This window comes from uncultured Halovibrio sp. (assembly GCF_913056445.1).
GTDB classification, from domain to species: domain Bacteria; phylum Pseudomonadota; class Gammaproteobacteria; order Pseudomonadales; family Oleiphilaceae; genus Halospina; species Halospina utahensis_B.
In genome coordinates this window covers 1-11,522 of the sequence record NZ_CAJXMA010000014.1, presented here as the reverse complement: position 1 = coordinate 11,522, position 11,522 = coordinate 1, and the positions used below count along the sequence as shown (strand labels likewise).

The 11,522-nt window shown below is 62.8% G+C and carries 13 protein-coding genes; 9 read left to right on the top strand and 4 right to left on the bottom strand.

Going from position 1 to position 11,522, the window contains the following annotated elements; translation table 11 throughout:
* Window positions 1-53: 53 nt before the first annotated feature.
* A complete protein-coding gene (locus tag QZ501_RS04820) occupies window positions 54-338 on the top strand; it encodes a polyhydroxyalkanoic acid system family protein (RefSeq protein ID WP_160899068.1) in 285 nt (94 codons plus the stop codon).
* Between the two features lie 16 nt (window positions 339-354).
* Here QZ501_RS04820 and QZ501_RS04815 read toward each other — a convergent pair whose 3' ends face one another.
* On the bottom strand, window positions 355-1,101 hold the full coding sequence (locus tag QZ501_RS04815) for a hypothetical protein (RefSeq protein WP_295717629.1): 747 nt from the start codon (window positions 1,099-1,101) through the stop codon (window positions 355-357).
* 62 nt (window positions 1,102-1,163) lie between these two features.
* Entirely contained in the window at window positions 1,164-2,081 is a 918-nt protein-coding gene (locus QZ501_RS04810; RefSeq protein ID WP_151439973.1) for an alpha/beta hydrolase, read from the bottom strand.
* Between the two features lie 259 nt (window positions 2,082-2,340).
* Between QZ501_RS04810 and QZ501_RS04805 the strand changes: the two genes are divergently transcribed.
* Window positions 2,341-3,726 (top strand): class II fumarate hydratase, encoded by a 1,386-nt coding sequence (locus QZ501_RS04805; RefSeq protein WP_151439974.1) that lies wholly within the window; start codon window positions 2,341-2,343, stop codon window positions 3,724-3,726.
* A gap of 27 nt (window positions 3,727-3,753) precedes the next feature.
* The gene (locus QZ501_RS04800) at window positions 3,754-4,233 is read left to right on the top strand and encodes a CDP-archaeol synthase (RefSeq protein ID WP_151439975.1); all 480 of its coding nucleotides are present in this window, start codon (window positions 3,754-3,756) and stop codon (window positions 4,231-4,233) included.
* Here QZ501_RS04800 and QZ501_RS04795 read toward each other — a convergent pair.
* The gene (locus QZ501_RS04795) at window positions 4,227-5,219 is read right to left on the bottom strand and encodes a metallophosphoesterase (RefSeq protein ID WP_151439976.1); all 993 of its coding nucleotides are present in this window, start codon (window positions 5,217-5,219) and stop codon (window positions 4,227-4,229) included. The two genes, QZ501_RS04800 and QZ501_RS04795, sit on opposite strands and share 7 nt — an antisense overlap.
* 141 nt (window positions 5,220-5,360) lie before the next feature.
* On the opposite strand from QZ501_RS04795, the gene QZ501_RS04790 reads away from it, so the two are divergent.
* Entirely contained in the window at window positions 5,361-5,774 is a 414-nt protein-coding gene (locus QZ501_RS04790; RefSeq protein ID WP_295717626.1) for a DUF4124 domain-containing protein, read from the top strand.
* 47 nt (window positions 5,775-5,821) lie between these two features.
* Here the strand turns inward: QZ501_RS04790 and QZ501_RS04785 are convergent, their stop codons facing one another.
* Window positions 5,822-6,739 carry a homocysteine S-methyltransferase family protein gene (locus QZ501_RS04785; protein ID WP_160899070.1) on the bottom strand — a complete coding sequence of 306 codons (918 nt, stop codon included), beginning with the start codon at window positions 6,737-6,739 and terminating at the stop codon, window positions 5,822-5,824.
* A 102-nt stretch (window positions 6,740-6,841) separates the two neighbouring features.
* Here QZ501_RS04785 and QZ501_RS04780 point away from each other — a divergent pair, with 102 nt between their 5' ends.
* From QZ501_RS04780 to QZ501_RS04760, 5 genes are all read left to right on the top strand, one after another.
* Complete coding sequence (locus tag QZ501_RS04780; protein ID WP_151439979.1) at window positions 6,842-7,546, top strand: HAD-IA family hydrolase; 705 nt, start codon at window positions 6,842-6,844, stop codon at window positions 7,544-7,546.
* Window positions 7,547-7,982: 436 nt separating this feature from the next.
* Window positions 7,983-8,345 carry a hypothetical protein gene (locus tag QZ501_RS04775; protein WP_295717621.1) on the top strand — a complete coding sequence of 121 codons (363 nt, stop codon included), beginning with the start codon at window positions 7,983-7,985 and terminating at the stop codon, window positions 8,343-8,345.
* A gap of 92 nt (window positions 8,346-8,437) precedes the next feature.
* Window positions 8,438-9,397, top strand: coding sequence for a DUF932 domain-containing protein (locus QZ501_RS04770; RefSeq protein WP_295717618.1), 960 nt, complete (start codon window positions 8,438-8,440; stop codon window positions 9,395-9,397).
* An 84-nt stretch (window positions 9,398-9,481) separates the two neighbouring features.
* Window positions 9,482-10,480, top strand: a complete 999-nt coding sequence (locus QZ501_RS04765; protein ID WP_363174565.1) for a lambda-exonuclease family protein — start codon at window positions 9,482-9,484, stop codon at window positions 10,478-10,480.
* 69 nt (window positions 10,481-10,549) lie between these two features.
* Entirely contained in the window at window positions 10,550-11,446 is an 897-nt protein-coding gene (locus QZ501_RS04760) for a hydrolase or metal-binding protein (RefSeq protein ID WP_295717617.1), read from the top strand.
* Window positions 11,447-11,522: the final 76 nt, after the last annotated feature.

Genomic DNA, 11,522 nt, shown 5'->3' with positions numbered 1-11,522 from the left:
GTTGCGTAAAATTGCGCGCAACGCCCGTAATCATTGTTCGCCGAGGAGTCCCGATGTCCCGTATCCAGATCCACCGCGCGCACGCCATGGACCATGAACACGCGCTGCGGGTGGCCGATGAGCTGGCCCGGGAGATGACGGCGCATTACGACTTCGAATGGCACTGGGACGGCGAGCGCCTGAAGCTGCGCCGGACCGGCCTCAAGGGGGAAGTGGCGGTCAACCCGCAGGACATCGGTGTGGACCTGGAGCTGGGCATGATGCTGCGGCCCTTCAAGGGGCGGATCGAGCAGGAGGTGGTGCGCCAGCTTGAGGCTATCCTCAAACGCCACAGCTGATCGCCGGGCGCGAGCGTCACTCGCGGGGGAGCGGCTCCCCTGCCAGTACCTTTTCCATGATGCGGGTTTCGCGTTGGCGGATGGTTTCCAGCAGTTCCGACACGCCGCCCATGGCGCGGAATGCGTGGACGCCTTCTGTAATGAAGCGATAGAGCTCGCCCAGACCGGCCATGCGCGCGGGCTGATGCATCATCTTCAGCCCCATGCGCAGGGAGCGGTGATTCACGTAGCGCTCCAGATCCCGCCCCACGGCATCCACCAGTTCGATCTGTCGCCGCCGGTCCGTCACCTGCCCGCAGGCCCGGTAGGCTTCGGCATAGGTGGTGTCGGACATGCCCTCGATACCATTGGCATCCAGCGCCCGCTCCCGGGTTAGCCACTCGGTCATGGCCAGGTCCAGGCGCTGGCTGATCAGGTTGAGCTCCACCAGTTGTGACAGGGTGAAGAGCGCACTGTCGGGGCTCAGGCGGATCAGGTAGGGGAAGATGCGGTCAAAGTCGTCATCGCGGCGGCTGAAATCCTGGGGCGCGTAGAGGTCCTCCAGCAGGAAATCCAGGGCTTCGCGGTAACGCGGGGATTCGTAAAGGTCCCGGTGCGTTTCGCGCAGACGCGCCGCCTGCCAGCGGCCCAGCGCCTCAATGGCCGGTTCCAGTGGATGCCCAACCCGTTCCTGCCGGAAGTCGTGGTAGCTGAGCATCAGCTCCTGGAGCCGGCGCGCGTTAGGGGTCCGTGTCTGGGTCTGGGTCAGCTTGTACCGGTACACACCCGTCCTCCGTTCATGCGGACGGGCATTCTAGTGGGGGCGGGAATGTCCGACAATGGCGCTCAGGCCACCCTGGGGATGTCATCCATGGAAGGCACCCACCTTTCACTGTCCAGTGTGATGAAGTGACTGGTGCCCCGGGTCTCCACAATCCGCACCGAGGTTGACGAATGACGGGCGGCATTCATCATCGCCTCACGGTCCAGGATGCGGTCGGTTTCCGGGACCAGGATGGTGCCCTGGCGGATGTTGGCAAGGATGCTGGTGTCCCACTGCTCCATCCAGGCCATGATGTTCTCGATATTGCGCACGATGGTCAGATGGTCCTGGGTGGCCGAGAACATCCGGTTGAGCAGCGTCTTCTTGCGCGGGTTCATGCGCCCGAAGAAAGTCTGGGCATAGGCGGACGAGGGCGTGCTGTTGATGGCGCGCACGATCCAGGGCCACATGCCGTGGCTGACCGGCTCCAGAATGGCCCGGACCAGAGCGTGGAGTTCGCCCTGGGGCAGCACCGGTGCCTCGAGGACCACGTCGATGTCCTCAAACAGTTCCGGGCGCTGGCGGGCGGCTTCCAGAATCACACCGCCGCCACGGGAATGGCCGTGTACCCGGATCTGGTTCGAGGAGGGCAGGTTCTCGAGGGTCTGGATGAGGATGCGGGCATCGTACTCAATGGTGGCCTCGGTGTGCGGGTTGCGCAGCACCCAGTTCGGCCGCTCCAGGTTCGGGCCACTCACCGGAATGTGATAGTTGGAGCAGGTCAGCAGGATCAGCTCGGTGGTGGGCTCCTGATAGAGCTGGGTGAAATAGCACTGGTTCTCGAGAAAACCATGCACCCCGATCACGGTATGGTGGGCCTCGCCGCTGTGATTGCGCACGGCCACAGCGCCGGAGCCGACTTCATAGACCCGCCCGGAGAACATCTCGCTGTATGCGGGTTCGATGCGTTTCTTCAGCTTGCGGATGTCACTGGCTTTCATGACGCTGATCTCCTGAGCGCGGCCGCATACACCTTTTCGATGACCGGCTTATGACGGAATCTTTACCTTACAGTATAGAAATGAATTTGGGCTGGGGAGTGGAATTTTGTAAACAGTCCGCCGGTTGAGACAACAGTCACGCTGGGGCTGATCCGCCTCTTCGACCAATGCATAAGGGCCTATGACTGGAAAACCGGGCCATCGGAAGGCACTATAGCCGCTGTTCCGAACAGCCTGGTCAAACCTGAGGGAGGTCCGCATGAGTGACAAGCGCATAGAGAAAGACAGCCTCGGCGAGGTGGAAGTCCCGGCCAACGCCCTCTGGGCGGCCCAGACCCAGCGCGCCATCGATAACTTCCCGGTGAGCGGCCGGCCCATGCCCGGCGCCTTCATCCACGCCGTGGTACGGATCAAGCGCAGCGCCGCGCGCGCCAATGCCGTGCTGGGGCTGCTGGATGCGGATCGGGCCCAGGCCATCGAAACGGCCTGTGATGAGGTGCTGGGCGGCGCCCATGCCGACCAGTTCCCGGTGGACGTATTCCAGACCGGGTCCGGTACCAGCACCAACATGAACGTGAACGAGGTGATCGCACACCTGGCCTCCAACCACAGCAGTGAGCCGGTCAATCCGAACGATCATGTGAACATGAGCCAGAGCAGCAACGACGTGATCCCGACCGCGATCCATCTGAGCGCGGTGACCGAGGTGCATGAGTCGCTGCTGCCGGCGCTGGATCACCTGATGCAGACCATCGCGGGCCGTGAGAAAGAGACCGAGTCCGTGGTCAAGACCGGCCGCACCCACCTGATGGATGCCATGCCCGTGACCGTCGCCCAGGAACTGCGCACGTGGCGGGATCAGATCAGTAACGCCCGCGACCGCCTGGAGCAGGCAGCCAAGGACCTGCTGCGCATTCCCCAGGGGGGTACCGCCGTGGGTACGGGCGTGAACGCCCATGCTGATTTCGCGCGCCTGTTTGCTGAAGAGCTCAGTGCGCTGACCGATCATCACTTCACCGCGATGGAGCATCCGTTCGTCGGCCAGAGCGCCATTGATGCGCCGGTGGCCCTGTCCTCCGCCTACCGTGGGCTGGGCACGGTGGTCATGAAGATCGCCAATGACCTGCGCTGGATGAACAGCGGCCCCATTCATGGCCTGGGCGAGATCACACTGCCGGCGCTGCAGCCGGGCTCCAGCATCATGCCCGGCAAAGTGAACCCGGTGATTCCGGAATCCGCCGCCATGGTGGCCGCCCAGGTGACCGGCCTGGACGCCACCGTGAACACCGCCGGCCAGTCCGGCAACTTCCAGCTCAACGTCATGCTGCCGCTGGTGGGCTGGAACCTGCTGGAAATGAACGGCCTGCTTTCGAACACGGCACGGGTGATGGCGGACAAGGCCATTGCCGGCTTTACTGTAAACAGTGACGTGATGGCCGAAGCAGTCGGTAAGAACCCGGTGCTGGTGACAACCCTCAACCCTGTCATCGGTTACGCCAAGGCGGCCGAGGTTGCCAAGAAGGCGTATGCGACCGGCCGCTCCATACTGGACGTGGCGAAGGAAGAGACGGATGTGCCGGAAGACGAGCTGCGCGACCTGCTCGACCCGATCAAGCAGACCAAGGGCGGCCTTCCGGACGCCTGACCGGCGTCCGCTGCGGGGCAGCGTGTCATGCTGCTGATCCCGGAGCTGGTGGCGCTGCTGATCGTGGCCAACGGGGCGCCCCTGGTTCTGAGCCGGATCCTGGGGACCCGTGGCTACCCGGTAGACTGCCGGTTGCAGTTGCCGGATGGCCGCCGGCTCTTCGGGGCCAGCAAGACCTGGCGTGGCCTGGCGGTGGCGATCGTTGCCGCTGCCGTCGTCGCCTGGCTGTTCCGGCTCGGCTTCATCTTCGGGGCGGTGTTCGGCGCGGTGGCGATGCTCGGGGATCTGCTTTCAAGCTTCGTTAAGCGCCGTTTCGGTCTTGGCGCCGGTGATCGGGCCCGTGGTCTGGATCAATTGCCGGAAGGGCTGCTGCCCAATTTCGTCGCCTGGTGGTGGCTGGGTGTTTCGGGCTGGGTGGCGCTGCTGGCGGCCCTGATCTTCTGCGTGCTCAATATCTGGGGCTCGCCCCTCCTTTACCGCCTCGGCATTCGCCGGCGGCCTCACTGACCCACGGAATCCGGGCCGGCACTCAGCCGGTGCAGGGTCACTTCCGGCGGGCAGTTCAGCCTGACGTTGAGAATGGATGTGCCAGCGCCCGTGGTGGTGTAGCCCTGCATGGCATCCTCCATCCAGTTGCCGCGCCCGAGCCGGCGTGGAATCCGTGCATCCAGCGTGAGCGGAATCCCGCCTGGCAGGCACAGCTGGCCGCCATGGGTATGGCCACAGAGGTAGAGATCGAATCCCGCGCGGGCCGCTTCCGTGTGGATCTCCGGTGTATGGCTGAGAAGCAGTGACAGGGCGCCTGGAGGGATATCCCGTGTGGCGGCGGCAAGGTCATGGGTCTGGTAGAGGTGCGGGTCATCCACCCCGGCGATCCAGAGCGCGGCGTCCTCCCGTTCCAGGCACAGGCTTTCGTTCATCAGCATGCGGTAGCCCATGCTCTCCATCTCCGGAACCATCAGCACGCTGTCATGGTTCCCCAGAATCGCAAGGGGCGTTCCCTTAAGGTGGGTTCTGAGCCGCCGCATGCCTTCCATGGCCGGCGCGATGTCGCCCCAGGTGTCGCGCCGGTAGTCGCCGGTGATCACGCAGAGGTCATAGTCCAGGTCCCGGACCGTCTCGATCACCGCGTGCAGGTTGGCCTCATCCATGTCCACATGCAGGTCGCTGAGCTGCAGCAGGGTGTAGCCCTCGAGAGCCGGCGGAAGCCCAGGTACCACAAACCGGTTTCGGGTCACCCTGAGAGCACGGCTGTTACTGACGGCGCGTTGATAGAGGCCGCCGAGGCTGAGGGCAAGCCGCACCAGGCCGGGCATGGAATAGAGGTTCTCGGGGTGCACGTGCTTACCGGTGCGGCTGAGGAACAGCGCTTCGCGTTCATGCTCGGTGGCCAGCCGCCGACGCGCATGGTCCGCCCCGAGCCGCAGCTCCAGCTGGTAGGTGCGCTCAGTGTCGCTGTGGTCCCCGATCAGGGGGCTGGTAAATCCATCCATGAGACGACCGCTCCGGAAGCCCGCGATTTGCCTTCATCATAGCAGGGAATGGACTCTGCGGGCCCGCCTTGACAGTTGCTGCGCCTGCGTGGATTCTCTGCCATTCCTGAAGGAAATCCAGCTGATTCAAGGAGGAACACCATGCCTGCCAGCGTATTACGCATTCCTGTAGCGCCCCTTCTGGCCATGTTCATGGTGGCCACCGTGCATGCCGAAATCTTTACCTGGACCGATGAGGAGGGCGTCACCCACTACACAGACCAGCCGGGGAAAGAGGGCGCTGAAGAAGCGACGTCGCCTGAACTCGCGAATTCCCCCATGGAGCTGCCGGAGCCCGGGACCTGGAAGCCGGAGAGGGAAAATCGGGAAGACGATGACAATGACCATAAAACGGCCAGGGAGACAGTACCGGCCCGGGAGCGCCGCTGCCAGCGGTACGAGGAACGACTGAGCCGGGTTAACGAAGAGCTTGGGCGTGGCTACCGGGAACCACGGGGCAACCGGCTTAGAGCGGAGCGGCGGGAGCTCCGCTCTAAGATCTTCAGTGAGTGCTGAGGTTGCGCAAGGCGCTGGCCGCGCTTGCGCTCTCCCACGCCTGGTGGTTACCCATTGGAGACCAGAGGGTAGCCCTCCCCGGTGAGGCGTTCCGCCAGTGCCTTGATGTGGGCTGGGCCCACCTCACAGCAGCCACCAACGATGGTCGCGCCTTTTTCAACCCAGTTCAGGACCTGTTCCGCGTAGGCATCGGGGCCAAGGTCCTTGCGGGCCTCCAGAACGTCCACGGTTCCACCGGGTTCCAGTGCCGCTACCGAGGTGAAGGCATTGGCGTAGCCGCCAAAAGGCACACCCAGCTCCCTGAGCACGTCCATGGCCGTAGTCAGCGCCTCGGGTACGGCGCAGTTGACGAGTACCGCACTGGCACCGGCATCCACAACGGCCCTGGCCGACTCGGCGAGAGGTTCGCCGGAGCGCAGTTTCGTGCCGTCGGCATCGTCCACCGTGAACGCCGTCCAGACCGGAAGGCCACTTTCCACTGCTGCAACGGTCGCTGCATGCGCCTCATGGGCAATGGACATGGTTTCGCAGAGGAAAAGATCCACTCCGCCCGCTTTCTGTGCCTCCACCATCTGCCGGTACTCTTTCAGGCAGGTCGCCTCGTCGTGGGCAACCTCGGGGCGATAGCTCGCCACCAGGGGCGGCAGGCAGCCCGCGACCCGCACATCCTGACCACTCTCGCTGCAGGCTTTGCGCGCGGCGTCCAGCGCTGCTTTGTGCAGCGGTTCGAACCAATCGGGTTGGCCGTCGCGAGCCAGGCGTGTTGGTGTGGCGCTGTAGGTGTTGAGCGTGATGACGCGGGCACCGGCATCAATAAAGTCACGGTGGGCGTCGACCACCAGGTTTGGCTCATCGAGCATGACCTGGGCGGACCACAGCGGCGATGCGGGCTGCTCGCTGCGTTTCTGGAGTTCCTGGCCCATGCCGCCATCCAGCATGGTGATCGGGGCTTTGTTGGTGGTCATGATGCGGTATCCTTATTATTGGTGCGCAGGCGTCAGCGCTGCTGACGAATCTTCTGGACCCTAGCCGTTTCTGCGGTCTGGCTCAAGATATAAGGCGGGCTCATGACAGCACTCACCCTGGATCTGGACGAGACCCTGTGGCAACTGGATGGCGTGATTGAGCGGGCCGAGCGGGCGACGCACGAGTTCCTTCTGGCCGAACATCCAGCTCTCGCCAGCGCCTATCCCCCGGAGCGCATGCGCGCTCTGCGTATAGAAGTCGCTGAAGCCGACCCGAGCCTGCAACACGACGTCACCGCATTGCGTCTTCGCACCCTGGAGCGGGCCGCGCGCCACGTGGAGGCACCGTTGCGCATCGCGGAGGCCGCCTTCGAGGTCTTCATGGAGGCGCGACACCGGGTCACCCTCTATCCCGATGCCCTGCCGATGCTTGACCGGCTTCTCGGGCGGCTGCCCCTGGTCGCCCTGACCAATGGCAACGCCGATGTGCACCGGATCGGGATGGGGCATTACTTCGTGGCGGCGCACTCGGCCGTGGAAGTGGGGGCCGCGAAACCGGAGCGCCCGATGTTCGAAGCGGCTGCTTCCAGCACGGGCGTGCCGCTGGAGACCCTGATCCATGTCGGTGACGACCCGGTGACCGATGTCGCCGGCGCCGCCCGGCATGGCCTGCGTCCTGTCTGGCTCAATCGCTCCGGCTTGCCCTGGCCAGAGGATGTGCCCCGGGTGGCTTATGATGAGATCCGGGGCCTGGATGAACTGCCGGGCCTGCTCAGGCGGCTGAGGCCGGATCTGCAGTTATCATGACCGACCTAAGCGATTCCGCCGGTGTTCAACGTTGACACTCGGTGGACACATGCGGGAAATCAGTGAGAGAGGCAATAAAAAAAGCCCTGACGAATCAGGGCTTTAGATCTTGATGGATGGTGGAGACGGCGTCACTTGAAAAGGTCGCGTAAGAGAATGATATAAAACGATTATTTTTCTGCGCTATCCTCTAGTTACCCACATTATTACCCACACTTTGAAGGCGTGAAGACCGCTGTAACCGCCTGTCTGTTCGACTATTCAAAGTACTCTGACTGCCGAACACTGATGGGTAAAGTATTGTTAAATCTATATAGGTAGCGTGCACATAGATGCAGTGTGCATGTATAAGAACCGAGCGTCCTTCAGACACATATCACTTCTGTGAGGACGGACCAGGAGTCCGCCCATCATCGATCGCACAGAGGAGATGATCATGCCACTTGAATGTCCGCGTTGTCAGTCCACCCGGATTGGCAGCAATAACTATGGGAAGAAGGGCGCCGGAGTGGTCGGCGCGGGTGCCGGTACTGTTGGGGGCATCAGTGCCGCCTCAACGGGCGCCGCTTATGGCGGCTCCTTGGGCTTTTTCGCTGGGCCCGTTGGCGCCACGGTCGGCAGCCTTTCCGGGGCCATCATCGGAGGACTCGTGGGCGGTACCACCGGGGCGTCGGCTGGCGTGGCCCTGGGTAGCGTGCTCGATGAGCAGGTGCTGGATAACTACCGGTGCCTGGACTGCGATTACTGCTTCCGTAATGCCCCATCCGATGAAAGCGAGGCTTCCGGAGACCCCGGGTAACTGCCCGCCCAACCAAGTTCGCACAAGCAAAACGACATAGAGGCCGTGCTGGGTTCCAGCACGGCCTTTTCTATTTCTGGGAGGACGATCCAATGACTCACTTAGTTGAAGCAATGGCCTACGTGGGCCGCACACCCTGGCATGGGCTGGGCAATCAACTGGACAGCGGCCAACCGCTGGATGTCTGGGCACGCCAGGCAGGTTTGAACTGGTCCATTGAGGAAAGCCCCGTGCAGTTCCCTGTGGTCGACGGGAAAGGGAACGAGGAACTGGCGAGTGTGCCGGGCAGCAAGGTGCTCTACCGCTCGGATAACCAGGCGCCGCTGTCGGTCGTCGGGGACCGCTTCAATGTGGTCCAGCCCGAGGAGGTCCTGGAGTTCTATCGGGATCTGACTGAGATTTCGGGCTTTGAGCTGGAAACCGCCGGCTCGCTCAAGGGCGGGCGCAAGCTCTGGGCTCTGGCCCGTACCGGTCAGTCCACAACGCTGAAAGGCGGTGACCAGACCGATGCCTACGTCCTGCTGGCCACGGCCTGTGACGGCAGCATGGCCACAACGGCTCAGTTCACCAGCGTGCGGGTGGTGTGCAACAACACCCTGGCGGTGGCAGTGAATGGGGTCGGTGGTGCCGTGAAGGTCAAGCACAGCACGCAGTTCGACGCGGAAGCGGTGAAGAAGCAGCTGGGCATCTCGGTCACGGCCTGGGATGAGTTCATGTACCGGCTCAAGACCCTGAGCGATCGCAAGGTGAAGGACCGCGAGGCCCAGGACTTCTACCGGGAGCTGTTCACCGACATCCCGGGTCAGCCCGCCGGCAAGACCAACGAACGCGCCATGAAACAGGCCCTGTCGATGTTCGAGGGCAACGGCACGGGCTCGCAGCTGGCCTCCTCGAATGGCACAGCCTACGGCCTGGTCAACGCGGTGACGGAGTTCATCGACCACGAGCGCCGTGCCAAGAGCGTGGACCACCGGCTGGATTCGGCCTGGTTTGGCAATGGAGCGGCCATCAAGGAACGTGCTTTCGAGAAGGCTCTCGCACTGGTCGCCTGACCCCACTCAACCACTACTAACGACATAGAAGCCCGTCGGAGCCAAGCGCTCCGGCGGGCTTTTTTTCGTCTGGAGGAAACCACCATGGAAATGCAGCAACCCCAACAATCCCACAAGGCCGCCCTGCGGCTGGTCTCCACCAAGTCCATGAGCCGGGACGAGTGGCTCGCCATCCGGAGAAATGGCATAGGCGGCAGTGATGCAGCCGCCGCCGTGGGGCTCAGCCCCTACCAGTCTCCGCTGGAGCTGTGGATGGTCAAAACGGGAAGGGATGCGACTCTTCCAAAGCCCGACCCGGATGACCAGGGCTCCCCGGTGTACTGGGGCAACGTCCTGGAGCCGATCGTGGCTGAGCACTACAGCAAGCGCACCGGGCGCAAGGTCCGGCGGGTCAATGCCGTGCTTCAGCACCCGGATCCCGATAAAGCCTGGATGCTGGCCAACCTGGACTATTCCGTGGTCGGTGACGAGGAGGTCCAGGTCCTGGAGTGCAAGACGGCCGGGGAGTTCGGGGCTCGCAAGTGGCGCAATGGCGTACCGGACTACGTCCAGTGCCAGGTCCAGCACCAGCTGGCGGTCACCGGCAAGAAGGCGGCCGATGTGTGTGTGCTGCTGTGCGGTCAGGAGCTCAAGATCTACCGCATCCAGCGCGACGATGAGCTCATTGCCGAGCTGATCCGCCTGGAGCGCCAGTTCTGGAGCTACGTGGAGACGGACACGCCACTGCCGGCGGATTATTCCGACTCAGCCGACCGGGCCCTGCGCCACCTCTATCCCAACGATAACGGGCAGGAGTTGGATCTGCGGGACGACCGGGAGGCCTGCAAGACCTTCGACCAGCTCCAGTCCGCTCGCCGCCAGATGGAGGCGCTGAAGCAGGCGGAAGCCCAGCTCAAACACACCCTCCAACAGCGCATGGGTGAGGCCACCAAGGCGATCTTCCCCGAGGGCACCGTGTCCTGGCGAAAGAGCAACGACAGCGTGGCCCTCGACACCAAACGGCTGCTGAAGGACCAGCCCCAACTGCTGGATCAATACCCGGTAACCAAACCAGGAAGTCGTCGGTTCCTGATCAACGACTGACGCCATTCATTCATACCACCGGGGCGGCTCAGGCCGCCTCATCCTAATCACCACCAGGAGGTAACCGCCATGATTAAAGGGCTTGCCATAACACCACCGGTACTGGGCCGGATCAGCATTGGCCGGGTCGTTGAGAAAAACGGCCAGCGCCTGCCCCAGAAAGACAACCAATTCACGATCACGACCCAAATCCAGGAACAGGGCGAGTGGATACTGCATCCCAAGGACGAGGAGCTGAGGGAGTCCGCCCCCAACAACAAGCTCCGGACCATCCCGGTGCGGATGCTGTTCAATGATGCCGACCTGAACCTGCGGGCGGAATACACCATGTTCGACCGCACCAATGGTCGGCCGGTCTGTGTGGGCGATGGCGAGAGCTGTCGCCGTCTCACTGAGTCCGGGGTTCAGTCACTGCCATGCCCAGGGCCGACACTCTGTGAGTTCGGCAAAGGCGGGCTGTGCAAGCCCTACGGGCGGCTGAACGTGCGTATCGGGGATGATGACGAACTGGGGACTTTCATCTTCCGCACCACCGGCTACAACAGCATCCGGACCCTGGCGGCCCGGCTGCGTTACTACCAGGCCGTCTCCGGCAACCGGCTGGCGTTCATGCCGCTGGAGCTGCGCCTGCGTGGCAAAAGCACCACTCAGAGTCATCGGACACCGATCTACTATGTGGATCTGACGGTGCGGGAGAACCAGTCCGTGCAGGGAGCGATCCAGGAAGCTCAGGACAACGACCAAGCGTCACAGCAAGCCGGGTACGACCAGGCGGCACTGGATGAAGCCGGCAGGCGAGGGTTTGAGAATGCTGAGTTTGAGCACTCGGAGGATGAAACACCTGCAGTGATGGAGGAATTTTACCCTGAAGCCGCCGTAGACGGTGATCTGCAGCGATCACAGCAAGGTTCAAATTTCCAAGCCCACGGAATAAAAGAGCGCTTGGCGGCCCCATCAAAGGTGTAATAGTTTTCGAGCCTATGCAAGATAGCTTGACGTCTAAGCCCCTTCCATCAGAAGGGGCTATATTTTTTGCCAAACG